Genomic DNA, 26,831 nt, shown 5'->3' with positions numbered 1-26,831 from the left:
CTGGATACTGAGAAAGCTGCTGGTAAAGTAGTAAGGTTGGTGCAATCGCCATCTGCATCCAAGCTGTTAAGCTCTTGTTAAAAGAGCTAGTCCGGGGATTAGAAAACTTGCTAGAGTGAACAGAGTTAGCCTTAATGTCTAATCGCCAAAACCTATACATCTCATGGATTTTGCTAATATTGCATCCCAGCTAAACGCTGGAACGATTTTGCCAGAGGGGATTGTTATTCTCACCCTCTTGGGGGTTTTGATTGTTGATTTGATTTTGGGGCGTACATCATCCGCACGCTGGATTGGATATCTAGCGATCGCAGGTTTATTTGCTTCGATTGTCGCCCTATATTTTCAATGGGACTCTCCTAATCCCATCGGTTTTACCGGTAGCTTTAACAGTGATGACCTGAGTATCGTCTTTCGCGGTATTGTTGCCTTGTCTGCGATTGTAACTATACTGATGTCAATTCGCTACGTTGAGCAGAGCGGCACTGCTTTAGCCGAATTCATCGCTATTTTGCTGAGTGCTACTTTAGGAGGGATGTTTTTATCCGGGGCTAGTGAGTTGGTGATGATTTTCATCTCCCTAGAAACCCTGAGTATCTCCTCTTACTTGTTGACAGGATATACCAAGCGTGACCCCCGCTCCAATGAAGCGGCGCTAAAATACTTGTTAATTGGAGCTTCCAGTACAGCAATCTTTTTGTACGGTGTATCCCTGCTGTATGGACTATCGGGAGGACAAACCGAACTAAGTGCGATCGCTAATGGCATTGCCACAGCTAAAGTCGGTCAATCTTTAGGTTTAGTGATTGCGCTGGTTTTTGCGATCGCGGGTATTGGCTTCAAAATCTCCGCTGCACCCTTCCACCAGTGGACACCAGACGTTTACGAAGGCGCTCCCACCCCAGTAATCGCTTTTTTATCTGTCGGTTCCAAAGCAGCTGGGTTTGCCCTAGCCATCCGCTTGTTGACAACAGCCTTCCCTCTTGTTGCTGACGAGTGGAGGTTTGTCTTCACTGCTCTGGCCGTTCTCAGCATGATTTTGGGTAACGTAGTCGCCCTAGCCCAAACCAGCATGAAACGGATGCTAGCTTATTCATCCATTGCTCAAGCTGGGTTTGTGATGATTGGCTTGATTGCTGGTACACAGGCAGGGTATGCCAGTATGATATTTTACCTACTGGTTTATCTGTTCATGAACCTGTGCGGCTTTACCTGCATCATCCTGTTCTCACTGCGGACAGGAACCGACCAGATTGCTGAATACTCTGGCTTATATCAAAAAGACCCACTCCTAACACTGGCGTTGAGTATCTCTCTGCTTTCCTTGGGTGGTATTCCACCATTGGCTGGGTTTTTTGGCAAGATTTACTTATTCTGGGCTGGTTGGCAAGCAGGTCTTTATTGGTTAGTCTTGTTGGGCTTAGTTACCACCGTCGTCTCCATCTACTACTACATTCGCGTAGTTAAGATGATGGTAGTCAAAGAACCCCATGAAATGTCCGACGCGGTGAAGAATTATCCACAAGTGCGTTGGGATTTGCCTGGGCTAAGACCTTTGCAGGTCGGTTTGGTGGTAACATTAATTGCCACTTCCATAGCAGGGATTTTGTCAAATCCACTGTTTACATTGGCTAATAATTCCATCTCCAATACCCCATTTTTGCAAGCAACAATCAACACTAATGTAAAAGCAGAAAATCCACTGCTTTTGCCAAAGTTAGATTCGGTTAGTCAGTCTCAACCCTCAGTTGATTCCACTGCTAAGATTTAACCGATTCTCAACCATACTTTGTAATCAAAGATACGCCTGTTTGCTAATTAGCAAACAGGCGTTGTTATATCTTTTAACTAAAATTTTATGCTCTACCTTCTGCATCTTCTGCTCTTCTGTAAGTTTTAAGTAAACAATAACTTTACATCCAGAATAATCTTGTGCTATCGTCTCTTGCAATTCTACTTTCGCCCCAGATTATTAGCTGCGATCGTTCTTAATCTTTTTATTCTGAGAATTTGATGTTTGTTTTTGGTTCTAATAAAAAATAATCTCCATAACAAATCTGAGCCTTATCATAGTGACAGTTTACGGTTTTGCATAGTCTCTTCATTCTATGTTACGTCCCCATTATCCTTTTTAACCCTCCTTAAAAAGTAGGGAATTAGATCAATTATTAAAAAGGTTAGCTAGCAAAATATTAAGTATTTTTCCATTAACAGTGGGCTTGAGTTAGGAAAATATTCTGTTAATACTAAATATTATTTATTAACTCGTGCAGAAATGCACTTGTTCGTAATTAGGATAAAGATTTTTGATTTTATATAAACAAGCTTTTTTGCTTTGAAAGCATAACTAATTGCAAGGGATAAAATATTAATAATTTGGTTAAAAACTGCTAATATCCTGAATATTGATTTTTTAAACAGTTATAGTTGATTTTCTCTTTGCTGTTTTAATAAATAGGTATAATAATTATAAATTCAGAACCTTTTCCTAATATAGAATTTACTTTTAGAGATCCTTTATGTTTTTGTACAATTATTTGATACGCAATCGATAACCCTAATCCTGTTCCTTTTCCCACAGGTTTTGTTGTGAATAAATGATCAAACATTTTTTGCTGAACATCAGTCGATATTCCCACCCCATTATCTTGAATCCGAATCGAGACATGATTCTTATCTTCAGTTAAGGCAGTATGAATTGTAATTTTATTGGAATTTAGCTTAATATCATTAAAACTCAGTCCAGCATTAGACTCATCTAAAGCATCAATGGCATTTGCCAAGAGATTCATAAATACCTGATTCAATTGTCCTGGAAAGCATTGTACTAAGGGAAATTCTTCATAATATTGAACTACTTGAATAGCAGGACGAATCTTATTAGCTTCTAAACGGTGCTTGAGAATGAGGAGAGTACTGTTAATACCTTCATGAATATTAAACAGAACTTTTTGTTCTGTATCTCCTCTAGAGAAAGTTCGCAGGCTGTCGCTAATATTGGAAATACGATCTGTACCTTCTCTCATTGAGGAAATAAGTTTAGGTAGATCCTCGCGTACATATTCTAGATCAATCATTTTAATTGTTTCTTGAATTTCCTGAGATGCTTTAGGATAGGTTTGCTGATAGAGGTCAATTAGATGTAATAAATTCTCAATATACTCTTTCGCTGGAGCCAGATTACCTGCAATAAACCCAACTGGGTTATTAATCTCGTGAGCTACATCTGCTACCATACTTCCCAAAGTAGACATCTTATTCTCCATTATCTGAAGATTAAGCAGCATCATTTCTAGCTCATGGCCTCTCTCTTCTAACTTATTTTGATATTCCTTTAGTTCATCAATTACTCTTCTGAGCAAAGATTCTTTTTTTCGATTTGTTTCTTCAAGTTTTCTCCGGTCTGATTCAGAACGCTCTAATTTCTTTTGGATAATTCGATTGGCTTTTTTTAATTCCTTAATTTCTTGTTGATAATCTAATATTTCCATTAATTTTTACTGATTTCCCAAAATTAAAGCTACAAAAGTTTCATTGTGGAATTGCGTCTGGCTAATTCCATCTATAGGAGCAATTTCTCCATAAGAATAAAAGCCACAGGCAGGTAAATAGTCAGCCAGACAAAGTTTTGTATTTTGATACTCTTCTTGTGCCCTAGTACCAAGTATTTGCCGACGAGCTACACATGAAAAAAATAAAACAGCACTTGGTTCTGTACCAGGATAATTATCTAAGGCATTCATAAATGATGCCTTGGAAGCTGCCAAAATATCTTCATAACCTGCTTCGGAAATTTGAATAATTGCTTGCTCGGGAATATCTCCAAAAAAGGTTATGCTACTAGATTCTTGATTGTAAGCAATAGGTGCTCTTATATAAAAATTTTCTTTATTCTCATCAAACACTGCTAGTGGATATTCCATTGAAGGTGGAAGCAAACCTAAATAATGATGATAAAAATCTAAAGCTGGTTTACCATCTATTTCATAGACTATGTTTTTATCTACCTTAGTCACTTTGCTTGTTTGACCAATAGGATGCCAACCACTTGCAACAGCGTGAGAAAACAATATTCTGCCGGAAAAAAGCAGAATTGGTACAGAATCACTTAATACTTCTGTTTGGAAAAATTGATACGTACTTTGATATCTTGATTGATCGCCTGCCAAACCACCGAATATTGGCACATATTGACCAAGAGCTAGCTTTAAGCCATTTAATATAGAGACACCACTAGTTGTGAGGCTCTCTGGATGAGTTAAGCATAGTTTTGGAGGTGCAGTACTTTTTGCTTTAGCTTGCTCCACAGCTTGTTTAGTTGCAGTAATTGGATCGTCTGAAACTTTTCGTCCAACTCCTGCATAAATTTCAACTTCATTTGAGCAAAACAACATCAAAGTGATTGAGTCTTGTTGAAACTCTAAGATTGAAGAAATTTCTCCATCTGTTGTTCCACCAATCAATTCAATCCCCGGAAAAGCCCGATTGATTCGCTGCAAAATGAGAGAATGATCAAAGTCAATTGCAGCAAAAATAATCCCAGCTTTTGGTATATCTCTTGCAAGAAAACTAGCACATTGCTGAAGAACTTCTTCAATTGCTGCTAGAGAATCTGGATCGTTACTGTGACCTACTACTGCTTTGAACATAAATTTATTTATTATGTTGAAAAATTTAATTCACTATAATAATTAAACGGGAAGTTTAATGATAAACTCTGAACCTTGCCCTATTGATGAATTTACCTCTAAAGTTCCTCCATGTTTTTCGACAACAATTTGACGCGCAATTGATAATCCTAATCCTGTACCTTGACCCACAGGCTTGGTAGTGAATAAATAGTCAAAGATTTTTCGTTGGACATCAATCGACATTCCTACACCATTATCTTTAATCCTAATCAAGATATAATTTTTATCTTCAGTGAGAGTAGTTTGAATCAAAATTTGATTCGGATTTGCTTCAATATCCATATAGGTAAGTCCTATATTAGACTCCTCTAAAGCATCAATAGCATTAGCTAATAAATTCATAAATACCTGATTTATTTGTCCAATAAAACATTCTAATTCTGGCAATATATCGTAATCTCTAATTACTTGAATATCAGGTCGAACTTCGGATGCTTTTAAACGGTGTTTGAGAATCATAATTGTACTGTCTATGCCATCATGAATGTTGCAAGACACTTTGCGATCGCTATCGGATCGAGAAAAGATTCTCAAGCTGGTACTAATGTTGCGAATGCGCTGAACTCCCTCTTTCATTGAGGAAATTAAATTAGGTAGATCGGCAAGTATATACTTCAAATCTATCGTTGCAATTTCTTCCTGAATTTCTGGAACTGGATTAGGATAGTGCTGCTGATAGAGGTCAATAATCTTAATCATGTCTTGGAAATATACTGAAGCGTGTCCAAGATTGCCATGAATGAAACCAACTGGATTATTAATTTCATGAGCAACTCCTGCTACTAATTGACCAAGCGCAGACATTTTTTCTGTCTGTACAAGCTGAAGTTGAGACTCTTGTAGGTCTTTTAATGCCCTAGATAATGCTGATGTCCTTTCTAAAACTCGTTTTTCTAAAGTTTTTCTGAGATTTCGTAATTGAAGATGGGTTTTAATTCTAGCTAATAATTCTTCTTCATGAAAGGGTTTTGTGATGTAATCAACTGCTCCGATGTTTAGACCCTTCACCTTACTGTGAGTATCAGAATTAGCTGTCATAAAAATTACGGGTATATCACAAGTAGCTGAATTTTCTTTCAGTCTTTTACAAGTTTCAAATCCATCTATTCCTGGCATCATAACATCTAATAAAATTAAGTCAGGCAGTTGGAACTCAACCTGCTTAAGTGCCCTTTCCCCATCATTTTCTGTGATAACTTTAAAGCCTACATTAGTTAATGTATCAAAGACAATTTCTAAATTAGTAGTAGTATCATCTATCACTAGGATTAAACTATCATCTGGGGTATAAAGCATTTTCGTATCTAGTTGTTCATTCATATATCTAAATTAATTTTATTTATTGTTAGTTATTCCCTATTTGCCCTGCGATCGCAGCTAAGTCCCGACTATTTGATTGGTAGACAGACTGCAAATTTATCGTCTGACAACCCTATAGTTCCCAAAAACTCAGATAACAGCAACATTTTCACGCTAGAAAATTGCCTAAAGCTTTGCATTGGGGCGATCGCTAACGTACATCAATCACCAATTTTAGTTTTCACCAAAGTTTAAAATTCTCTTTTATAAAGGCGATCTCTCTGAAATTAGTTATTTTTACCCTTGTTTTATTAGAAAACTAGCGCTAACTAAGAACAAGATTATTGATGCTTCAAGTTACTACTTTCAGTTAGTCAACAGTATTTATCATGAATCTTTATAGATGTCAGTATATTTTTTGTTAAATATCCAACAATATTAGTTAAGTTTGAAAATATTCATATAGATTTACACACCACTACAGTGACCTAAATATGATTTACGCACTGCATAACATGTTGTGTTTTAGTAAGTTGAGTTCTTTCAAAAAGTTATCATAGGCTTTCTTTGAACTCTTTATTTTCTTCTACTGTAATTAATGTTTATTACTTGTAACTAATATATTTATTTTTATGAGTAAACTACTTTCTTCTGATTTGTATTACCCATTTTCATCCCATATCAATAGGCATATTGATGTTTTAGAAGAGTATGCTCTTGAATGGGTAACTCGCTTTAACCTACTGGCTAATCAATCAGTTTACTGACGTTTCATCAAGTCAAATTTTTTTAAGCTAGTAGCAGATGCTTATTCTTACTGCGATATTGAAAAAATCAAGATTGCCAGTGATTTATTCAGTTGACTGTTTATTTGGGATGACCAATGTGATATGTCAGATTTAGGCCAATAACCTGAAGCACTCAAGCTTTTTCACCAGAGATTTATTGAAGTACTAAATGGAGCAGAATTTACAAGCAACGATATACACCTTAGCTATGCTTTAAGTGACCTACGACAACGGATGCTTCAGATAGGAAGCATAAAATGATTCCATCATTTTGTTTTTAGCTTTGAGGAATACTTCGCCGGATGTGTAGAGGAAGCAAGTAACCGCGCACAGGAAATTATACCAGATATTGATACTTGTATCAGAATACGGAACTTGAGTTCGGCAGGGGATCTTACTGTCGTATTGATTGAATTTTACGATCAATTGCAGATTCCTGATATTTTACGACAGCACGAGATTTTTAAAAAACTCAAGGAGAAGACAATTAATATTCGTTGCTCGGTGTAATGATATCTTCTCGTATTCTAGAGAAATGGCAAGTGGTGATGTTCACAATCTAAGGCGTGTCATCAATTAAATAAACTGGAATTAAAACTGTTTCAAAAAGAGAGATAAGAGGAAAAGGATGACGTGTCGATATGCACTACGAGATGACCAATGGGAAAAGCCTGCTACCTGGGCAAGAGGGTTATGTAGGAGTCACCGCTAAAAACAATCGCTTGTTTGTCGAAGCAGTGTTATATCGCTACCGATCAGGTATCCTCTAGCGCGATTCGCCAGAGAGATTTGGGAATTTTCGGGTGATTTATACCTGCTTCAGTCGATGGTCAAAAACAGAAAACTATCCTCATCATGAAATAGGATTTTTTGGTTGAGTTTGTATTAGAAAATATGACTTTTAATATATTTTTGCTAAATATCTGAATCTTGAACTTTAACGTTTTTTCATCAACTGTAAGTACATATCAAAATCTCAACTACAAGCCTTCTTTGAACTTATGAATAAGTAAGATAAAACACAGCTTTACCGGGCTAAGATAAAGCTGTACCTCACTAAATAATGATGATTTGTCAACATAAGTGTTTTTGAACTAACTATTTTTATCCGCTTTTAATCGGACACCAGTATAGATGGTGTATTTTTGGCTGCGATAATAATAACGAGCACAAATACTACTTGATTTTTTGCTTAATAAAAGTCACAACCTGAGTTAGCTGTTTCTTCAAACCATCAATTTCTGCTTGCATTTTGACAATTTTCTCATTCAATGCATTAATTTCTGCCTCAGAGACTCCTCCAGTACTGGGGGTTGCGACGCTAGGAATTACGACGCTAGGGGCTACTACCGTACTATTGGCGACACTAGAGGTTGATGATGTGCCATTTTTAACGGTAACTCCTGCTCCTACTGCGACTAGTTCTGGGCGTGGCTGTTTCGCCTTAGCCATAGCTAACTTAATCGCGCCGATTAGTTGTTTCTGATCAAAAGGCTTGCCCAAAAATTCAAAATATTCAAATGGTTCTGTGATTTTCTCAGTTACCTCTTCCTTGCGACCAGACATGATCACTAAAGGAATTTTCCTTAACTCCGGATCGGCTTGAACTTTCTGGAAAACCTCCCAGCCACTCATTTTAGGTAACAGGAAATCCAGCATAATCAGGCTGAGTTTTTCCTGAAGAATGAAATTTAGTCCTTCCACACCGTCTTTTGCTTCTAGTACCTCAAAATTGCCCGGAGGCAACATTTCTCGTACTTTTACCCTGACAACTGTAGTGTCATCGATAACTAAAATCTTGTTGCTTGCCACGACTGTTTGCTCTAACAGAAACTATAAGTGTAAATAGCGGCTTTGCCGATTGTCCTTGAGAATCCTCCCACTATATACATAATTTCTAGCAATTGGGGGATAGTATATTTCGGTATAAATGACATTGTTAGAGGTGTTTTGCAAAACTTTTACTTGCGCTCTTTTAAATTTGTGTCATTGTGATATTTAATCAACAGACCACTACATCTATATCCGCATCTTGCTTGGATGTCTATGATTTCGTCACAACAAGCCGAACTAAAGTCTGAAATTATGGCAATGCCTAGCTGGTTACGTCGCCCAATTGGCAAAGCCAGTGAAATCTCTACGGTACAACGCATTATTAAGCAGCGCCAAATTCACACGATTTGCGAAGAGGGTCGCTGTCCCAACCGGGGGGAGTGCTATGCCCAAAAAACTGCAACTTTTTTGCTAATGGGACCTACCTGCACACGTTCTTGTGCTTTCTGTCAAGTAGATAAAGGTCATGCACCGATGCCTCTTGATTTAGAGGAACCTGAAAAGGTCGCCCAGGCGGTGCAGCTTTTGGGATTGCGTTATGTAGTGCTGACTTCTGTAGCGCGTGATGACTTGCCCGATCAAGGTGCAGGGCACTTTGTAAAGACGATCGCGACTATCCGCCAATTGAATCCAGAGACTCAAATAGAAGTGCTGACTCCAGATTTTTGGGGTGGTGCTGGTGTTGGGGAGTCAGGTCAACGCCAGCGGATAGCGATGATTGTCAAAGCCAAACCAGCTTGTTTTAATCACAATATCGAGACAGTGCAACGGTTAACTGGCCCAGTGCGCCGGGGAGCCAAGTACGATCGCTCCCTCTTGGTGCTGGTTACGATTAAAGAAATCGATTCGACAATTCCCACCAAATCAGGTTTGATGCTGGGACACGGAGAAACACTTGATGAAGTTATTGAAGCAATGGCTGATTTAAGGGCTGTGGGATGCGATCGCTTGACTATCGGGCAGTATATGCGTCCTTCTTTAGAACATTTGCCAGTCCAAAAATATTGGACTCCAGAGGAATTCGATCGGCTTGGCAGATTAGCATGGGAAATGGGATTCAACCATGTTCGTTCTGGGCCTCTGGTTCGCAGTTCTTACCATGCTGGAGAGGAGGGAGTAGGGATTGGGGAGTAGGGAGTGGGGGGAGCAGGGGGGCAGAGGGCAGGGGGACAAGTTTCTCCTTTGTCTCCCCCCTCTTCCTTGTCTCTTCTCCATGCCCAATGCCCAATGCCCAATGCCCAATTCCCAATTCCCAATGCCCAATTCCCAACTTCACACAAATATTCTTAAAGAATTTGAGTATTTGGTACACCAGTTTGGTATTTCTTTAAAAGTCATGACATTAGGAGAATCGGATTATGACCTCTAAAACAACGAAGAATCCTACAGATTTACCAGTTGCCGACAGTGGAGCTAAAGCTCCCTACGCCTATCGCACAGGCTGGGCAATATTCTTGTTAGCTATCAATTTCCTGGTAGCAGCCTGGTATTTCCACATTATTGAATAATTAGAAGTGGAGTGGTGCTGCTCAAATCGTTCCTTTGAATAAACCTTTGGGGCGAATGAGCAGCACCAAAATCATGATTAACAGTGCTACACCTTGTTTGTATTGTGAACCCAGCCAAGGAGTGCTGATTTCCTGGACGATGCCAATGATAAAAGCTGCCGCGATCGCACCGTAGGGATTGCCAATTCCACCAAGTATTACTGAGGCAAATAATGGTAATATTAAGAACCATCCCATGTTCGGGCGCACAGCTGTAATTAACCCATACATACTGCCGCCCAATGACGTAAGAGTGCCAGCAATTACCCAAGTCCAGAAAATTACTCGATCAACATTGATACCTGAAACCCTAGCTAAGTCCAGATCGTCGGCAACTGCTCGCATCGCCTTACCAATTTTGGTATTTTGCAGCAGGTAATGCAGCGCCAAAATTGCTAGCACCGCCAACCCTAATACCAATAATTGATTTTGCGGTATCTTTAAACCCAAAATATCTAAAGCCGGAGTAACAGGTAAATTATAATTTTGGTTCCTGCCACCCCAGATAAAAATAATCCCATTGCGAAGAAATAAGGCAAGTCCAATAGAAATAATAATTAGCGTAGTTGAAGTAGCACGGATAGAGCGCATCTTTGACCACAGTAACTTTTCCGATAACAGCATTGCTGCTACCGTTCCCGCCGCAGCTAGAATCATTGACAGCCAAATATTGACTCCAATGGTGTTTATCAGCCAAGTTAGATAGGCTCCTAAAGTGAGAAAGTCACCATGAGCAAAGTTCGATAGCCGTAAAATTCCATAAGTAAGAGTCAGTCCGACTGCGGCTAGAGCAATAATGCTTCCCACCGCAATCCCATTCACGATTAATTGGGCGAATTGTGCATCCATAAGTCTTCAGTTGAGTTTAAAAAATTTTAGGTTAGTGGTTCATACAATAATTTTTTTTGGACTAGCTGCTAAACTCAACATCATAAGTTATGGTTTATAACAACATAAGTTATCGTTTATAAATAAAAAAGAATTGTCCGCTAATATACATAAAATCCTGTTGGGATTTTTATGCGTAGCTAAACTTGTTCAGCGGTCTAGTTGACCATGCAGCAGTATTCAAGCTTACCAGACCAGAAATCACTGATAGATGCAACGCCAAAACTTTTGACAACAATTGAGCAACTTCGCGCGCAGCTGTGGCTGGAGAGCAGCTTAAACCAGTTGCAAAGTCGCCTTAATGATTGCTTGCTTTCTGCTTGTAACACTGTCCCACAGTCAGAAGCAGCACAAGCAGAAATTTTCCAAACCGTGGTTAACGAGATTAACAGTGCTCTTCATAGCAGTAATCTGGCACTTACAGAATGTGCCGTAGGCATCGCTATGTGTCAACCACAAGAAAATTTTGCCACAGTTTGTTATATTTCTCGTTCTCCATCCCCAAATTCATCACCTTTATTTTTAGAAGTGCTGACAGCAGAAAAAAAGCTGCTGTTGAGATTGCAAGAAGTCATAAAAATTGAAGATTTACAACAGCTTGAGAATCAGCAACTACCGAGCGCTTGGCGGTTGGCGGATGATTCTGGCAGCGTTATGGGCTGGCTAATTATTGCCACAGCATCCCTAAGTTCTGATCATGAGTCACTCATAGAATCGCAAGCTCAACTCAGATCGCAATTCATGGCAAGGTCTGCCAAATGCTGTAGTACAGCCTTAGTACAACTTAGACACATGCTGTCTTGGCCGCAACAGTGTCAACAGTTAAGTAACTCTAATCAAGAATTGGAGCGCACCAATCAACTGAAAAATCAGTTTTTGGCAAATACCAGCCACGAAATTCGCACACCGCTTAGTTCCATTATTGGGTTTACCCATCTGCTTTTAGCTCCAGGGTACGAACCAACTAAAGAACGGCAGCAAGAGTATTTAAATATCATTCAGTCTAGCGGTAAACACTTACTAGCTCTGATTAATGATATTTTGGATCTCTCTAAAATTGAAGCAAATCAGCTAGAGGTACAGTGGGAAACAATAGATGTGCCAATACTGTGTAGCAATGTTCTGGCATTGGTGAAAGAGAAAGCTGCTAATAAAGGTTTGAAACTGTGTCTAGAACTTGAACCCGATATTACAACCTTAGTAGCTGACCCCTTACGACTCAAGCAAATGTTGTTGAATTTACTCTTCAACGCCCTAAAGTTTACAAGTATTGGAAGTGTTGGCTTACAGATTGCTTCCAAAGATGTATTTGTGCATTTTACAGTTTGGGATACTGGCACTGGCATTTCCCAGGAAGACCAAGTTCAACTGTTTCAGCCATATTTCCAAATTGCCAAGGCCGTAGCAGATGGTATTGAAGGTACTGGTTTGGGTTTAGCAGTGACTCAGAAACTCGCCCAAATTCACGGTGGTTGGGTGAAAGTTGAATCTGAAATAGATCGTGGCTCCCGTTTTACTCTTGTACTTCCTCTTAAGCAAGAGATGGGAGTAAGGGTAGATGAGGAAGCAGGAGAAGCAAATTTTCCCTCATTTCCTCTGCCTTTGACACCTAGTTCCTCTGTAGAAATTTTGCTGGTAGAAAATGATTTACCCAATGCTGATTTGATGCAAATTTATCTACAAAAATTGGGATATCAAGTGACTTGGGTTAAGAATGCTGACGAGATGTGGGAAGCCCTAACACAGTTAAATCCAGCGGTAATTTTAATGGATGTTTGTTTGGCAGATGGAAATGGTCTTAACTTGGTGCAACAACTGCGAGAACATCAGCAATATCGGACGATTCCGGTAATTGTTCAAACAGCAATGGCGATGAAAGGCGATCGCGAAACCTGTCTAGCGGCTGGAGTAAATGACTATATTTCTAAACCAATTGATTTACCACTTTTAGCTAGTCTGGTGGCTAAGTACAGTAAAGCACCAACGTTGGTTGATGAGGAGCAGGGGAGCAGAGGAGCAGGGGAGCAGAGGAGCAGGGGAGCGGAGGGGAAGTTATAGTAAGTCTTTCCTCTCTGCCTCTTGTGCCCAAAGCGCCATAAGTAATGACTACAATATAAATGATTGGATGCTACAAGGTTTTGGCAGGATTGGGAAATGATGCTGACAGAAAAATTTGAGCAATTAAAAGCCTTATTTACAGAAATGGAGCAGGCATTGATTGCCTACTCTGGGGGCGTTGATAGCACTTTGGTTGCCAAAATTGCTTATGATGTGTTGGGCGATCGCGCTTTGGCTGTCACTGCTGTTTCTCCTTCACTGTTACCAGAAGAATTGGAAGACGCGAAAATTCAAGCTGCAACAATTGGGATTCCTCATAAAATCGTCCAGACTCACGAGATGGAAAATCCCAATTACACTTCTAACCCGGTTAACCGCTGTTATTTTTGCAAAAGTGAGTTGCACGACACTCTCAAACCTTTAGCTTTAGAACTGGGTTATCCTTATGTGGTAGATGGGGTGAATGCTGATGATTTGCATGATTATCGCCCAGGAATTCAGGCGGCTAAAGAAAGAGGGGCGCGATCGCCTTTAGCAGAAGTGGGTGTCACCAAAGTTGAAGTTCGCCAACTTTCGCAACAACTCGGTTTACCTTGGTGGGATAAACCTGCTCAACCTTGCCTCAGTTCCCGGTTTCCTTACGGTGAAGAAATTACTGTCGCTAAGTTGCAACGAGTCGGCAGAGGAGAAATTTATCTGCGAAAGCTAGGCTGGCAGAATTTGCGCGTGCGATCGGAAGGGGATACAGCACGTATTGAATTACCACCAGAACAAATCAAAGAGTTTGTATTAACTAACGATTTACAAACATTAGTTTCGGCATTTCAAGATTTTGGATTTATCTACGTAACCTTAGATTTAGAAGGTTATCGTAGCGGTAAGTTAAATCAGGTTTTAAATAGGGAAGCCTTGGGCGTTAAAGTATAGGATTTTAGTTCTATAAATATAGGGTTTATTTACCTTCTAGAGAAACTAGAAAGCAACCGTTAATTCTCCAGATATTATTGGGCTGTTTTTCCATAAAATATAAAGCCCTCAAGGGGATTCCATCAGGAGCAAGTAGCAGCACTGGTTGAGTTATGTTTCCCTGGATGGTTGTTATCTTCTCAAAAAATACAGAACGAGGACGGTATACTGCTCGGTAGCTTGTTTTTACCATCTGCATAAAATTTTCTGGGCTTTGGAATTGCGCCTGAATCGCCGGACTAGCAAAGGCAAAAGCGCCTTGGGCATCATCTTTTTTAAAGGCTGCCAATTGGTATTCAATTACAGAACGTATGTTGATGGCATCAGTATCAGTAACTTCCATAAATTTAAAAATTGCGTAGGCGCAGCCCATCGTAGACATTGCAGCAAGTGTTGGCACGATCGCTCAATTCTCACGCTGAGTGAGTGTGTATTCTATCTGCTGTAGTGCCGTTCGCCACACATCATATCCCTCTTGAGACAGGTGCAACCCATCTGTCGTCAACTCTGAGCGCAAATTGCCTTCCATATCCGTAAACCAGCTATAAATATTGAGATAATTAGCACCTTCTTGTTTAGCAATTACGGTTAGTTGGATGTTGAGGTGACGAATACGGCTATTGGAAATTTTTGGTAGACGAGTAGGCAAAATTGATTGGACAATGATTTGAGCTTTGGAGTGAGTCTGGCGTAAACGCCGGACAATCCGGCGATAATTATGCAAAATTGTTTCATCACTAGCGCCTTTTCGTAGGTCGTTAATCCCAGCCATGAGGTAAATAACATCTGGCCGTGTTGCTGAAAATGCCCCCAATCTTTTTAAAACGCCACTAGAAGTATCTCCAGATATGCCTTGATTCAGCCATAATTTACCAGTAGGCAGTTTTTCTCTGGGAAACCACATGCTCAAAGAATCACCAACCAAAATACTTAGATGATTGGCACCTTGACCTTGAGCGATCGCTCTAGCTTCTAAAGCTAATAAACTTTTCCAGTCGTCATAAGTTAGTTGACGTTTCTTGATCGACTCCCACAATGATTGTAAATTATCACTATTTACGCGTGTATAAATCTGACCTGTTTTCAGAGCTGCCAATCTTTGGTAGTAAAGTTGATTTCCAGATGTCAATAAGAGGCTAGTTGCTTGGGTGCTGGGCTTGAGTGATGACTCTGTTGATACTGGTAATCCCTGACTGCTGAATTCTGGTACGCTAGAGACGTTTTTCTCACTTACTATTGGCTGCGAACTTTTTAGGGGTTGGAACGCTTGAGAGCTGAGTTCGGGTAAGGAAAGATCGACGCTGGGGATAATTTTTGTACTGACTATTGTCTGCGAACCTTGTTTTAAATCCCACAGGAATCTAGAACTTTCTGGCAGGACAATTGACAGATGTGGAAGAGCCGATGCTGGTATTGCTAATCCTGTTAACAAGCCTGCTGCCAACAGATAAGGGTCCCTCATCGCTTTCTCTCTCCTCTACTCACTGCTTTTCCTTATGACGGCATTAATTGCCTGTATTCAGGAAAATTTTACTTCGGTTAAGTTATTATTCTTATTTACGCTGTATAGTTCTGTAAAGCGTGTTCATGAGATTATATTTGACAATTTACGATCTCTTTAAAGTAGGGTTTTCCCGGTGGTATACAAGTCTTATTTGTGCGAATACTTCTACTGAAAGCACTGTTTTCATCAGCCACTCGCTTTTTCTAACTCAGTTATCACAAATATAACTAGGTTTGCAAACTGGCGATTAGTGAGTTCTTTTAGAGGATCTAAGAACAGAGGTTTTTGCTTTTGATGTTGCTAATATGTGAAAGAAACAGCAGATTTTAGGTTTCTATATTTCAGCTAATTGTCGCGATCGCGTGAGAGTTGGCTAGACCGATAAGGCTACGGGAATACGTATACATTTTCGTTTTGTCATCTAAAATTAAGCAGTGCATTTGCACCAGTTCTTAAAGATGTGATTAGTTTAAATTACACCTTCGAGAACTAGCATAAGTGAAAGTCTGGTCACTAAAAGAAATTTCTGACCTTTGTAGGGTGATTTGCAGCAGAGTTACAAGTTATGCGCGTCGTTACAAAACGACAACAGTTGACTTTCCTGCTATATCCAAATTAGCTCGTATCTTTAATATGACGATTGAGAACTTAGTGAAATTTTGGGAAAAAATAGGCAAAATTTTAACTATTAAGAATATTTATATCATACGATAACATGTCGTCCGTGAGCAAGTATGACGTTTGCCATACTGAAAATTTAATAACTCACTATACGTAATTTTAAATTTCTGTTTACTCATTGAAGTATGAGTTGAAACACACTTAAATTAAGTTTTAACTCTAGAGAATAACCTCATTGAAAGTGCTAAGATTTAGGCTGAATCATTAGTGTTTTCTTTTCTTCTGTGGCAAGAGCTAGTACAGCAATTGGTGTCAGTCCCATTATTAAAGAGATTGTGCAAAAACAGGCACATTCCACACGTTTGACCCTGAAAGAAGTTATTCTCATGGGTATGTTAGCTATTGATAAACTAGATGATCGGGGCCGTCAAGAGCTAGCAGATCAAGTTCATCAAATGCAGGTGAATGGAGAAATTTAATTGAGTAACTATGAGTTAAGAGTTATAAGCGATGCCCTGAGCCTGCCGAAGGGTTATCAATTTTAACTTCTCACTCCTGACTCTTTACTTAATTTGGTTATTGGCTAAATCGATAACGACTTCCCATTACATAATTTTCATTAATTTCAAAAGATATCCATCGGCGTTGCAGAGTTTCAGCAACAAACCCAGTTGTATTAGAACCTGCGAACGGATCTAATACCATATCACCTTCATCAGTTAAGAATTTGATGAAGAACTCGGCGAACCCTTGAGGAAACCGTGCTGGATGGGGTCTAATTTTTGCTGTTTTGCAGCGTTGTAAATAAGCACTATTCGATTCAGTATTAGCAATTTCTAGTAAATTCGGCGGAATTGCACCTTGGTTATTTTTTTGAAATTTATCAGAAATATCATGTCCACTAGGACGTATTTTTGCTTTATAGCCATTTTTGAGTAACTGTTTCATACTTTGGCTATAGGGCTTTAAAACTTTTCTGTTATCTGCTTTAGGATTTGGTGTTTTAGACAACCACCAAACTGTATTTACAGAATCTTTCACACGAATTCGCCTGATTGTCACCCACTCAGCAGGGGTTGGCAGTCGAGCCGGATTATAGTGGTAAAGTTCTTGAGCCAGAAAGAAACCTACTTCTTTGCATAATCTGACTAAAAGTTCGTATTGGTAGATACTCCGCACTGGATTACCAGGGAGGTAAGCGCCGCCTAAATCTAATACGAATGAGCCAGTCTCTGCTAGTACTCTTTTAAATTCATAGGCAAAAGGTAAAAACCACTCGATATATTTTTCCGCAGTTTCGTTACCGTATTCTTTTTTTCTTGTAAGAGCAAATGGAGGTGAGGTGAGAATGAGATTAATACTGTTGTTTTCAATAGATTTTATTAGTTCTAGGCTATCACCTAGATATATTGCGCCGTGATTTTGGGTGTAATATGATTTTAAATTTATTTGTTGTGAGTTCAAGAGTTATAAAATTATCTCGGCTTTGGGGACTTACAAATCAAAAATAGTATCCAATAATATCTTGTGGGGTGGGCATCTTGCCCGCCCTTGGTTATGGGCAAGATGCCTACCCCACAAAAGCCATCAAGATTATCCGGCATATAATGTCAAGTCAGCAGTAGCCAGTATTTATATCAGCATAATATCAAAAATTTGGTACATCACATTAGTATAATACCGACAATGCTACAAAAAATTTTTACTCTCAGAAAAAATTCTATTCAATCAAGAAATCGGCGTGATTTATATGACAAGCAACTTAGAGAATCACAAGTCTAAATATTCTTTAATACCTTATATAGGTGCAGCAATTATAGGAGTGAGTATAATCTGGTTTAACTATACTAATTTTACTTCTCCATCAGAGTATATTAAGTCAAGTAAAGCTCACAGGGCTTCTGGAAATTATAAAGCAGCTTTAGAGGCTCTTAACACAGCTATTAAGCTAGATTCTAAAAATCCACAGTTATACATTGATCGGGCTGAAGTTCGTGAGAAATTAGGCGATGAGTCAGGATTCATAGAAGATTACAAAAAAGCGATTCAAATTGACCCTAATAACAAGGATAGTTATCTATTCGACTTAACTTCATCAGGGAATAGTGATGAAAAATCACGGTTACAACGCTACAACCAAGCAATTCAAATTGATCCAAATAATTACAAACTTTATATTGTTCGAGGTGAATTACGTCGCGGCTATCCCTTAAATGACACAAAAGGAGCTTTGCAAGACTACAATAAAGCAATTGAGCTTGACCCTCAACATTTATATTTCTTTGATTATAGCGAGCGCGCTAAGTTGCGGAGTGAATTAGGGGATAAGCAAGGAGCTTTGGAAGATTACAACAAAGCAATTGAACTTAACCATAAAAGTTATAGTATACTTGACCGGGCGGAGCTTCGTCATGAAATTGGCGATAACCAAGGTGCTTTACAAGATATCAACCAATTTTATAAACTTCATCCGCCTAAATATGCTGATACCTATCATGCTAGAGGGTTGCGTCGCAGTAAATATGGTGATAAACAGGGAGCTTTACAAGATTTAAACACAGCAATTCAGCTTGTTCCTCAATACTATATATATTATAAATCTCGAGCTGATTTTCGCTCCGATTTAGGTGATAATCAAGGAGCATTGCAAGACTACAACATAGTAATTAAGCTTGAGCCTGAATATGATGTAGCTTATAGTAATCGAGGTGTTGCTCGCTACAATTTAGGTGATAAACAGGGAGCTTTACAAGACTATAATAAAGCGATTCAGTTAAATGCAAAAAATGCTACTGCCTACTTTAATCAAGCTTGGGTTCGCGATGGCTTAGGAGATAAGCAAGCTGCAATTAAAGATTGGCAGCAAGCTGCTAACCTTTATTTACAACAAGGGGATACAAAAAAATATTTAGAGACAATAGAGAGAATTAAATTGATTCAATAGTCAATCCTAGACTGGTATTTAAGGTTACAAAAGGGGCGGGCAAGATGCCCACCCCACAAGAAAGAGAGAATGTGATGAGTGAGATTATTCAGGAAGTTGCCACAAGAAGGGGTAATTTTCTGGGCTTGATGACAACTCTGCTTTTACAGGATTTTGTCTGATATATTCCCAATATTGTTGAAACTCTTCATCATTCCTAACAATACGGTCATATCTTTCATCTTGCCAAACTGTTCCTATATGTTTCATCACTTTGTGAATTTGTTTAGCACTATAACCTTTAATACTTTTCATAATGCTACTCAATGACCAAAACTCATTTTCCGACTTGAGTAATGGCTGAATGAGCAGATGCACATGATTTGTCATTACCACAAGGACAAATATACGATATCTATTTTTATTAAAAAACAAGCACGAATTAAAAACTATTTCTCTAGCTTCTAGGCTAAGTTCTAACTTTTCCCAAGTATTAAAGGTAATGAAATAAACTGCCCCATCTAACTCCCAATGAGGTAATCTTCTCTGAAAAATTTTCAACTTTGGCTCTTGCATTCAGAATAGAGAACTATTTGTAATTTTTCTGTAACTTTTCTTTCTTGTGGGGTGGGCATCTTGCCCGCCCCTTCTCTATTGTTCCCATCCTCTCCACCTAAAACCCAAAAAAAATCCCCCACCTTGCGGCAGGGGATTTTTATTACTTACCCACAAAACTAGCAGTCGAAATTAACCGAACTTACCAGCAGTAGAAGCAATCAAGAATGCAGCGTAAGTTACGACGTAGCCGACAGTGAAGTGAGCTAGACCAACTACACGACCTTGAACAATGGACAGAGCCACGGGCTTGTCTTTCCAGCGAACTAGGTTAGCTAGAGGAGTACGTTCGTGTGCCCAAACTAGGGTTTCAATCAACTCTTGCCAGTAACCTCTCCAGGAGATTAAGAACATGAAGCCAGTAGCCCAAACTAGGTGTCCAAACAGGAACATCCAAGCCCAGACAGACAGGTTATTCACGCCGTAAGGGTTGTAACCGTTAATCAACTGAGCAGAGTTAGCCCAGAGGTAATCGCGGAACCAGCCCATGAGATATGTAGAGTTCTCATTGAACTGAGCTACGTTGCCTTGCCAAATACCTAGATGTTTCCAATGCCAGTAGAACGTAACCCAACCAAGGGTATTGAGCATCCAGAACGCAGCAAGGTAGAAGGAATCCCAACCTGAGATGTCGCAAGTACCGCCACGACCAGGACCGTCGCAAGGGAAGGCATAACCGAAGTCCTTTTTATCGGGCATCAGCTTAGAACCACGGGCATCCAAAGCACCTTTGACCAAGATCAAGGTGGTGGTGTGCAGACCTAAAGCGATCGCATGGTGTACCAAGAAGTCGCCAGGGCCAATTGTCAAGAACAGGGAGTTAGTACCAGCATTGATGGCATCTAACCAGCCTGGCAACCAAACGTTAGCGTAGTTGGGCCATGCTGTGTAAGCAATACTATCTGGGTTAGATAACAAGGCATCTAAACCGTAGAGTACTTTACCGTTAGCAGCTTGGACGAACTGGGCAAACACTGGCTCAATCAGGATTTGCTTTTCAGGAGTACCGAAAGCAACCACTACATCGTTGTGGACGTACAAGCTGAGGGTGTGGAAGCCTAAGAAAAGGGATACCCAGCTAAGGTGGGAGATAATCGCTTCTTTGTGCTTCAACACGCGCTCAAGGACGTTGCCCTTGTTTTGTTCTGGATCGTAATCACGTACCCAGAATATAGCTCCGTGAGCAAAAGCACCAAGTATCAGGAAACCAGCAATGTATTGATGGTGCGTGTACAGCGCTGCCTGAGTTGTGTAGTCCTTAGCAATAAATGCATAAGGAGGCATGGCGTACATGTGCTGTGCCACCAAAGAGGTGATGGTTCCTAGAGCAGCTAGGTGAATACCCAACTGGAAGTGCAGTGAATTGTTATAGGTGTCGTACAATCCTTGGTGAGGTAGGTTGAACTGACCTTCACTTTTGCTACCAGGTACTAAACCGGATTTGGAGTTCAGCATTTCTTTGATGCTGTGACCAATTCCGAAGTTAGTCCGGTACTGGTGTCCGGCAACTATAAAGATAACTGCGATCGCCAAGTGGTGATGAGCTATATCAGTCAGCCACAAAGCTTCTGTCTGGGGATGAAAACCACCCAAGAAAGTCAGAATTGCAGTACCTGCACCTTGAGATGTGCTGAATATATGCCCAGGAGTGTCAGGGTTTTGAGCGTAAACGCCCCAGTTACCGGTGAAGAAAGGTGTCAAACCTGCTGGGTGGGGTGGTGTGTTGAGGAAGTTATCCCAACCTACGTGCTGTCCGCGAGCTTCGGGGATAGCAACGTGAATTAAGTGACCAGCCCAAGCCAAAGAACTAACACCAAACAAACCTGCTAAATGGTGGTTTAGGCGATGTTCAGCGCTCTTAAACCATGCCAAGCTAGGACGGTACTTGGGTTGCAAGTGCAGCCAACCAGCAAACAACAGTACAGCTGCTAACAGCAATAGGAATACTGAACCGTTGTATAGTTCGCTGTTCGTCCGCATCCCGATGGTATACCACCAGTGGTAGATACCAGAATAGGTAATGTTTACGGGATTACTAGCGCCAGCTTGGGTAAAAGCTTCGATCGCTGGTTTACCAAAGTGGGGGTCCCAAATCGCATGAGCGATGGGACGGATGTGAAGGGGATCTTTAATCCACTGTTCAAAGTTACCTTGCCAGGCCACGTGGAACAGGAGGCTGGATGCCCACAGGAAGATGATTGCCAAGTGACCGAAGTGAGTAGCGAAAATCTTTTGGTAAAGATTTTCCTCTGTTATGCCATCATGGGTTTCAAAATCGTTGCCTGTAGCGATCGCATACCATATCCGACGAGTCGTCGGGTCCTGTGCGAGATCCTGGCTAAATTTCGGAAATTTTGTCGCCATAGGTTTAATAAATCCTCTGACCTTTAGCCATCAAATACCAGCGTCTAGAGTCCTGAGTTTTGAGTCTTGAGTACTGAGTTTGGAGTATTTTTTCAACACTCAGCACTCAGCACTCATCACTCAGCACTCAATAACTGATTGCTACCCTACTGAAAGGATGTGTGCATGGAAGAACGCCCAAGTTGTGGCAATTCCTCCTAAGAGGTAGTGAGCTACCCCTACAGCCCGACCCTGAATAATACTCAAAGCGCGAGGCTGAATTGCTGGTGCTACCTTCAGTTTGTTATGCGCCCAAACAATGGACTCAATTAGTTCTTGCCAGTAGCCGCGACCACTGAACAGGAACATCAAGCTGAATGCCCAAACAAAGTGAGCGCCTAAGAACATGAGTCCATAAGCAGATAGCGCACTGCCATAGGAATTGATGACTTGCGTAGCTTGCGCCCACAAGAAGTCTCGCAACCAACCGTTGATGGTGATGGCGCTTTGGGCAAAGTTACCACCAGTGATATGAGTCACAGCCCCATCTGCATCTACGGTTCCCCAGACATCTGATTGCATCTTCCAGCTGAAGTGGAAAATTGCAATGGATATTGTGTTGTACATCCAGAAAAGTCCGAGGAACACATGGTCCCAACCAGACACTTGACAGGTACCACCACGACCAGGACCATCGCAGGGGAAGCGGAAGCCCAGGTTTGCTTTGTCTGGAATCAGACGAGAGCTACGGGCAAACAGTACACCTTTGAGCAGAATTAGGACAGTAACGTGGATTTGGAATGCGTGAATATGGTGGATTAAGAAGTCCGCCGTACCCAAAGCAATGGGCATCATCGCAACTTTACCGCCTACAGCCAAAATCCCACCGCCGAAAGCATAGCTAACGGGTTCTAGCGCATTGGGAGCAGTGCCACCAGGAGCTAGGGTGTGGATATTTTGTACCCACTGGGCAAACACTGGCTGCAACTGAATTGCATTATCAGAGAACATGTCTTGGGGACGCCCCAAAGCACGCATTGTATCGTTGTGGATGTAAAGCCCAAAGCTATGGAAGCCGAGGAAGATACACACCCAGTTAAGGTGAGAAATAATCGCATCGCGGTGACGAAGCACCCGATCCAGCAAGTTGTTTTGATTCACAACTGGATCGTAATCCCGCACCATGAAGATGGCAGCGTGAGCTGCACCGCCGACTATAAGGAATGCACCAATCCACATGTGGTGGGTGAAAATGCACAACTGTGTAGCATAATCAGTTGCCAAATATGGATAGGGGGGCATCGCGTACATGTGATGCGCGATGATGATGGTCAGCGAACCCAAGAAGGCCAGGTTAGTAGCCAACTGAGCGTGCCAGGATGAGGTCAGGTTTTCGTAGAGACCTTTGTGACCTTCACCGGTGAAAGGACCTTTGTGGTTTTCCAGGATCTCTTTAATGCTGTGACCAATACCCCAGTTGGTACGGTACTGATGTCCAGCAACGATAAAGAGAACTGCGATCGCTAAGTGGTGATGAGAAATATCAGTCAACCACAAGCCGCCTGTAACCGGGTTCAGACCGCCCTTGAAGGTAAGGAAGTCAGCATACTGACCCCAGTTCAAGGTGAAGAAAGGTGCTAAACCAGCTGCAAAGCCAGGGTACAGTTCGGTCAACAAGTCTTTGTTCAAGATGAACTCGTGGGGCAGGGGTATGTCTTTGAGAGCAACGCCTGCATCCAAAAGCTTGTTGGTCGGTGCGGACACGTGGATTAAGTGACCTGCCCATCCCAAGGAACCACAACCTAGCAGTACTTGCAAGTGGTGATTCAGCATCGATTCCACATTCTGGAACCATTCCAGTTTGGGAGCGCGTTTGTGGTAATGGAACCAGCCGGCAAATAAGAATAAGCCTGCTAATACCAATCCACCGATCGCAGTCACGTAAAGCTGGAAGGAGTTTGTGATACCCCAGCCACGCCATACTTGGAACAAACCGGAGGTGATTTGAATACCGTGGAAACCACCGCCAACATCACCGTTTAAAATGTCTTGTCCCACGATGGGCCAAACTACTTGAGCACTGGGTCTAACGTTCAACGGGTCGCTTAACCAAGCTTCGTAGTTAGAAAACTTTGCGCCGTGGAAAATCATCCCGCTCAACCAGATGGTCACTACAGCCAAGTGGCCGAAGTGGGCTGAGAATATCTTGCGGGAGATGTCTTCTAAATCGCTTGTATGTGTATCAAAATCATGGGCGAGTGCGTGCAGGTTCCAAATCCATGTGGTGGTTTTGGGACCTCTGGCTAAGGTTCTGTCAAAGTGTCCAGGTTGCGCCCATCTTTCGAATGAGGTTGGAACTGGGTCATTGTCGACGATTACTCTTGCCTTTTTTTCCTCTCGCTCCGGAGGACTTATTGTCATTCGACCTCCTCTCTTGATAAGGAATGAGGAATCATGAATACCACAAAGTTAACCATTACCGCAAATTCCATTTTGCTGAAGCCGCGATGAAGACCTATGTGGATTGTTGTTTCTCGTTGAATTATAAAGTCTTCACTTGTACATTGTTGGAGATATTTTAACAATAATTCAAACTTGCTCAAATATTGCTGAAATTCATGCCTTAACTGGCTTTTAACTCCAAACTTTTTGTCCAAAAGTCAATAGTTTAGCTATTTAATTTACAAACAATAACAATTCGTAAAATTTATGGTGTGACTGTATGTAGCCGATGTCCCAGCTTTTACTGCGATTACTCATGAATATTTATGTCATATTTCAATTTTTGCAAGTAAAACGCTGTAAGGAATATGACTTATTTTAAAATTTTATGAGATACAAAGGAAAACTTATAGGATGTGAGGCAGATTTCACCTTTTGGGCTATAGTTCCAGATGGACAGTTTGAGCCAAAATAATCTGTCAATTGTCGAAGACTATCACTGGGTGCAACGCATGAACTCGTGGCAGAAAAGGGTGTTAGAAAAGCTCCTCCCTCAGAGGTTCCCGATTCTCAGGTGGGTAATGATATTGGTGCTGGTATTAAGCTTGACCAGTTGCGGCGAGAAAGCCGACAGCCAAGAAGTATCTACTGGCTATAGAGAAAACTCCCCACAGATTTCTCAAATTTCAAAGCAATTTTCGGAAGTTTCCCCTCCATCTGTTATTCAAGAACTGCGTCCAATTTTGGAAGTCTATCAGCCACAAGTGACAATTCTTACTCCAAGATTTGATGAAGTTCTTCAAGACAACAAAGTTACAGCCAGTTTTCAGGTTAAGGATCTACCAATATTTAAAGACCCACAATTACAACTGGGGCCACATTTACACGTAATTCTGGATAATCAACCTTATATACCTGTTTACGACCTGAATCAGCCCTTAGTTTTGCCAGACTTATCTCCAGGTAGTCATACCTTGCGTGTATTTGCCTCTCGTCCTTGGCATGAAAGCTTTAAGAATGAAGGCGCTTATGCCCAAACAACATTTCACGTCTTCACCAAAACCGACGACAACACCCCAGATTCTAAATTACCTCTGCTAACTTACAGCCGTCCTCAAAGTAGCTACGGGGCAGAACCAATCTTACTGGACTTTTACCTCACTAACGCTCCTCTGCACCTTGTTGGTAAGGAAAACCCCAACGACGAGTTCAGTGATTGGCGCATCCGTTCCACTATTAATGGTGAAAGCTTTATTTTTGATCGTTGGCAAGCAGTTTACCTTAAAGGCTTCCGTCCAGGGAAAAACTGGGTAAAGCTAGAATTTCTCGATAACCAGGGAAATCCTGTAAAAAATGCTTTTAATACTACAGTTAGATTGATTGACTATCAGCTAAATGGTAGGGACACTCTGTCGAGAATCGTCAGAGGAGAACTGACAGCAGATGATGTACGCGGTATTGTAGACCCGAATTATAAACTTGCACCTAAACCCACACCTACACCGCCCGTTGAAAAAACACCCCAAACACAACCGAAAGTAGAAAAACAGCCTATTCCTGAAACTGAAATTCCAGAACAATCCAAAACACAGCCAGAAAAACCAAACTTAGAAGTTCCAACGGCTGCACCATCTCCCAGCTTGTCCCCAACGTCACCAGAAATTATTGAGTCTCCAGCACCAGAACTACAGCCAGAGGTAACACCAACTCCTGAATCAACGCAGTTACCCGAAAAAGTAACGCCTCAGCCAACAAAACCTAAATTTGGTGGATTTTTTAACCGTAGGGCTGGTAAAGTTCCTACACCAGAAGCACCAGTTGCACCATCTCCTAGTTTGCCACCGACACTGCCAGAGATTATTGAGTCTCCAGCACCAGAAATTATTACGCCAACACCAGAACCACAGCCAGAGGTAACGCCAACTCCTGAATCAACGCCGTTACCCGAAAAAGTAACACCTCAGCCAACAAAATCTAGATTTGGTGGATTTTTTAACCGTCGAACGGCTAAGACACCTACTCCCCAAGTAACAGTTACCCCATCTCCTAGTTTGCCATCCACGCTGCCAGAGATTATTGAGTCTCCAGCACCAGAAATTATTACACCAACCCTAAAACCACAGCCAGAGGTAACGCCAACACCTCCGTCTGCTGAATTACCCGAAAAATAAGTGTAACAGCCATAAAAAAGAAGACTAGTAGAGGCAGCAGAGAAGTTAAATAAATCACTTTTCTTCTGCGTTATCGGACTCAGCAATATGCGTTAGAAAATTTCAAAATTTTGCTTTTACTGAATAACTGGGGAACTCTAAG

Annotated in this window: 20 protein-coding genes and 2 pseudogenes; 11 read left to right on the top strand and 11 right to left on the bottom strand. The window is 40.9% G+C overall.

The features are described from left to right. Window positions 1–163: 163 nt before the first annotated feature. Complete coding sequence (locus RMY16_RS00835) at window positions 164–1,771, top strand: NAD(P)H-quinone oxidoreductase subunit N (protein ID WP_322734756.1); 1,608 nt, start codon at window positions 164–166, stop codon at window positions 1,769–1,771. Between the two features lie 676 nt (window positions 1,772–2,447). On the opposite strand, the gene RMY16_RS00830 is transcribed toward RMY16_RS00835, so the two are convergent. From RMY16_RS00830 to RMY16_RS00820, 3 genes are read right to left on the bottom strand one after another with little or no spacing between them, the layout of a single operon-like run. After that, window positions 2,448–3,491: a sensor histidine kinase gene (locus RMY16_RS00830; RefSeq protein WP_322734755.1), complete on the bottom strand. Its 1,044-nt coding sequence runs from the start codon at window positions 3,489–3,491 to the stop codon at window positions 2,448–2,450. Window positions 3,492–3,497: 6 nt separating this feature from the next. Beyond that, entirely contained in the window at window positions 3,498–4,649 is a 1,152-nt protein-coding gene (locus tag RMY16_RS00825) for an FIST signal transduction protein (protein ID WP_322734754.1), read from the bottom strand. Between the two features lie 42 nt (window positions 4,650–4,691). Further along, window positions 4,692–6,011 (bottom strand): response regulator, encoded by a 1,320-nt coding sequence (locus RMY16_RS00820; protein ID WP_322669292.1) that lies wholly within the window; start codon window positions 6,009–6,011, stop codon window positions 4,692–4,694. 1,043 nt (window positions 6,012–7,054) lie between these two features. Between RMY16_RS00820 and RMY16_RS32965 the strand changes: the two are divergent. Next, window positions 7,055–7,288: pseudogene (locus RMY16_RS32965) on the top strand (terpene synthase family protein); the annotation flags it as partial. 118 nt (window positions 7,289–7,406) lie between these two features. Next, window positions 7,407–7,614: pseudogene (locus RMY16_RS00815) on the top strand (transposase); the annotation flags it as partial. Window positions 7,615–7,954: 340 nt separating this feature from the next. Here RMY16_RS00815 and RMY16_RS00810 read toward each other — a convergent pair. Then, the gene (locus RMY16_RS00810) at window positions 7,955–8,590 is read right to left on the bottom strand and encodes a response regulator (RefSeq protein WP_194047495.1); all 636 of its coding nucleotides are present in this window, start codon (window positions 8,588–8,590) and stop codon (window positions 7,955–7,957) included. 234 nt (window positions 8,591–8,824) lie between these two features. Here RMY16_RS00810 and lipA point away from each other — a divergent pair, with 234 nt between their 5' ends. The 3 genes from lipA (at window position 8,825) to RMY16_RS00795 (ending at window position 10,119) form a co-directional block, all read left to right on the top strand. Further along, on the top strand, window positions 8,825–9,745 hold the full coding sequence (gene lipA / locus RMY16_RS00805) for a lipoyl synthase (RefSeq protein WP_322734753.1): 921 nt from the start codon (window positions 8,825–8,827) through the stop codon (window positions 9,743–9,745). 100 nt (window positions 9,746–9,845) lie between these two features. Then, window positions 9,846–9,980, top strand: a complete 135-nt coding sequence (locus RMY16_RS00800) for a hypothetical protein (protein WP_322734752.1) — start codon at window positions 9,846–9,848, stop codon at window positions 9,978–9,980. After that, on the top strand, window positions 9,970–10,119 hold the full coding sequence (locus RMY16_RS00795; protein ID WP_322734751.1) for a photosystem I protein PsaX: 150 nt from the start codon (window positions 9,970–9,972) through the stop codon (window positions 10,117–10,119). Before RMY16_RS00800 ends, RMY16_RS00795 begins: the two co-directional genes overlap by 11 nt. A gap of 21 nt (window positions 10,120–10,140) precedes the next feature. Here the strand turns inward: RMY16_RS00795 and RMY16_RS00790 are convergent, their stop codons facing one another. Beyond that, the gene (locus tag RMY16_RS00790) at window positions 10,141–11,007 is read right to left on the bottom strand and encodes a branched-chain amino acid ABC transporter permease (RefSeq protein ID WP_322669295.1); all 867 of its coding nucleotides are present in this window, start codon (window positions 11,005–11,007) and stop codon (window positions 10,141–10,143) included. Between the two features lie 207 nt (window positions 11,008–11,214). Between RMY16_RS00790 and hrmK the strand changes: the two genes are divergently transcribed. After that, window positions 11,215–13,104, top strand: coding sequence for a hybrid histidine kinase/response regulator HrmK (gene hrmK, locus RMY16_RS00785; RefSeq protein ID WP_322734750.1), 1,890 nt, complete (start codon window positions 11,215–11,217; stop codon window positions 13,102–13,104). Window positions 13,105–13,203: 99 nt separating this feature from the next. Further along, window positions 13,204–14,031, top strand: coding sequence for an ATP-dependent sacrificial sulfur transferase LarE (gene larE / locus RMY16_RS00780; protein WP_322669300.1), 828 nt, complete (start codon window positions 13,204–13,206; stop codon window positions 14,029–14,031). A 25-nt stretch (window positions 14,032–14,056) separates the two neighbouring features. Here the strand turns inward: larE and RMY16_RS00775 are convergent, their stop codons facing one another. Next, window positions 14,057–14,413, bottom strand: a complete 357-nt coding sequence (locus RMY16_RS00775; RefSeq protein ID WP_322734749.1) for a DUF4864 domain-containing protein — start codon at window positions 14,411–14,413, stop codon at window positions 14,057–14,059. 63 nt (window positions 14,414–14,476) lie between these two features. Beyond that, complete coding sequence (locus RMY16_RS00770) at window positions 14,477–15,532, bottom strand: SGNH/GDSL hydrolase family protein (RefSeq protein WP_322734748.1); 1,056 nt, start codon at window positions 15,530–15,532, stop codon at window positions 14,477–14,479. Window positions 15,533–16,479: 947 nt separating this feature from the next. Here RMY16_RS00770 and RMY16_RS00765 point away from each other — a divergent pair. Continuing rightward, on the top strand, window positions 16,480–16,674 hold the full coding sequence (locus tag RMY16_RS00765; protein ID WP_292740248.1) for a hypothetical protein: 195 nt from the start codon (window positions 16,480–16,482) through the stop codon (window positions 16,672–16,674). Window positions 16,675–16,771: 97 nt separating this feature from the next. Here the strand turns inward: RMY16_RS00765 and RMY16_RS00760 are convergent, their stop codons facing one another. Continuing rightward, the gene (locus RMY16_RS00760; RefSeq protein ID WP_322669298.1) at window positions 16,772–17,659 is read right to left on the bottom strand and encodes a site-specific DNA-methyltransferase; all 888 of its coding nucleotides are present in this window, start codon (window positions 17,657–17,659) and stop codon (window positions 16,772–16,774) included. A gap of 286 nt (window positions 17,660–17,945) precedes the next feature. Here RMY16_RS00760 and RMY16_RS00755 point away from each other — a divergent pair, with 286 nt between their 5' ends. Continuing rightward, window positions 17,946–19,139 (top strand): tetratricopeptide repeat protein, encoded by a 1,194-nt coding sequence (locus RMY16_RS00755; protein WP_322734747.1) that lies wholly within the window; start codon window positions 17,946–17,948, stop codon window positions 19,137–19,139. Between the two features lie 84 nt (window positions 19,140–19,223). Here RMY16_RS00755 and RMY16_RS00750 read toward each other — a convergent pair whose 3' ends face one another. The 3 genes from RMY16_RS00750 to psaA form a co-directional block, all read right to left on the bottom strand. Further along, window positions 19,224–19,694: an REP-associated tyrosine transposase gene (locus tag RMY16_RS00750; RefSeq protein ID WP_322734746.1), complete on the bottom strand. Its 471-nt coding sequence runs from the start codon at window positions 19,692–19,694 to the stop codon at window positions 19,224–19,226. 171 nt (window positions 19,695–19,865) lie between these two features. After that, complete coding sequence (gene psaB, locus RMY16_RS00745; protein ID WP_322734745.1) at window positions 19,866–22,097, bottom strand: photosystem I core protein PsaB; 2,232 nt, start codon at window positions 22,095–22,097, stop codon at window positions 19,866–19,868. A 141-nt stretch (window positions 22,098–22,238) separates the two neighbouring features. Then, the gene (psaA, locus tag RMY16_RS00740) at window positions 22,239–24,497 is read right to left on the bottom strand and encodes a photosystem I core protein PsaA (protein ID WP_322667605.1); all 2,259 of its coding nucleotides are present in this window, start codon (window positions 24,495–24,497) and stop codon (window positions 22,239–22,241) included. A 533-nt stretch (window positions 24,498–25,030) separates the two neighbouring features. Between psaA and RMY16_RS00735 the strand changes: the two genes are divergently transcribed. Then, window positions 25,031–26,689, top strand: coding sequence for a hypothetical protein (locus RMY16_RS00735; protein ID WP_322734775.1), 1,659 nt, complete (start codon window positions 25,031–25,033; stop codon window positions 26,687–26,689). The last annotated feature ends 142 nt before the right edge of the window (window positions 26,690–26,831 follow it).

It is taken from the genome of Nostoc sp. DedQUE12b (assembly GCF_034530835.1).
Lineage (GTDB): Bacteria > Cyanobacteriota > Cyanobacteriia > Cyanobacteriales > Nostocaceae > Nostoc.
The sequence above is the reverse complement of the archived record's forward strand: the minus strand, read 5'-3'. Positions and strand labels throughout refer to the sequence as shown.

What these genes read in the sequence shown, in the direction of transcription:
- psaB (WP_322734745.1), bottom strand. Translation starts at nt 22,097, where the DNA reads ATGGCGACAAAATTTCCGAAATTTAGCCAGGATCTCGCACAGGACCCG.
- RMY16_RS00820 (WP_322669292.1), bottom strand. Translation starts at nt 6,011, where the DNA reads ATGAATGAACAACTAGATACGAAAATGCTTTATACCCCAGATGATAGT.
- RMY16_RS00795 (WP_322734751.1), top strand. Translation starts at nt 9,970, where the DNA reads ATGACCTCTAAAACAACGAAGAATCCTACAGATTTACCAGTTGCCGAC.
- RMY16_RS00790 (WP_322669295.1), bottom strand. Translation starts at nt 11,007, where the DNA reads ATGGATGCACAATTCGCCCAATTAATCGTGAATGGGATTGCGGTGGGA.
- hrmK (WP_322734750.1), top strand. Translation starts at nt 11,215, where the DNA reads ATGCAGCAGTATTCAAGCTTACCAGACCAGAAATCACTGATAGATGCA.
- RMY16_RS00830 (WP_322734755.1), bottom strand. Translation starts at nt 3,491, where the DNA reads ATGGAAATATTAGATTATCAACAAGAAATTAAGGAATTAAAAAAAGCC.
- RMY16_RS00835 (WP_322734756.1), top strand. Translation starts at nt 164, where the DNA reads ATGGATTTTGCTAATATTGCATCCCAGCTAAACGCTGGAACGATTTTG.
- RMY16_RS00755 (WP_322734747.1), top strand. Translation starts at nt 17,946, where the DNA reads ATGACAAGCAACTTAGAGAATCACAAGTCTAAATATTCTTTAATACCT.
- psaA (WP_322667605.1), bottom strand. Translation starts at nt 24,497, where the DNA reads ATGACAATAAGTCCTCCGGAGCGAGAGGAAAAAAAGGCAAGAGTAATC.
- RMY16_RS00750 (WP_322734746.1), bottom strand. Translation starts at nt 19,694, where the DNA reads ATGCAAGAGCCAAAGTTGAAAATTTTTCAGAGAAGATTACCTCATTGG.
- RMY16_RS00775 (WP_322734749.1), bottom strand. Translation starts at nt 14,413, where the DNA reads ATGGAAGTTACTGATACTGATGCCATCAACATACGTTCTGTAATTGAA.
- RMY16_RS00770 (WP_322734748.1), bottom strand. Translation starts at nt 15,532, where the DNA reads ATGAGGGACCCTTATCTGTTGGCAGCAGGCTTGTTAACAGGATTAGCA.
- RMY16_RS00735 (WP_322734775.1), top strand. Translation starts at nt 25,031, where the DNA reads ATGAACTCGTGGCAGAAAAGGGTGTTAGAAAAGCTCCTCCCTCAGAGG.
- RMY16_RS00800 (WP_322734752.1), top strand. Translation starts at nt 9,846, where the DNA reads ATGCCCAATTCCCAATTCCCAATGCCCAATTCCCAACTTCACACAAAT.
- RMY16_RS00825 (WP_322734754.1), bottom strand. Translation starts at nt 4,649, where the DNA reads ATGTTCAAAGCAGTAGTAGGTCACAGTAACGATCCAGATTCTCTAGCA.
- larE (WP_322669300.1), top strand. Translation starts at nt 13,204, where the DNA reads ATGCTGACAGAAAAATTTGAGCAATTAAAAGCCTTATTTACAGAAATG.
- lipA (WP_322734753.1), top strand. Translation starts at nt 8,825, where the DNA reads ATGATTTCGTCACAACAAGCCGAACTAAAGTCTGAAATTATGGCAATG.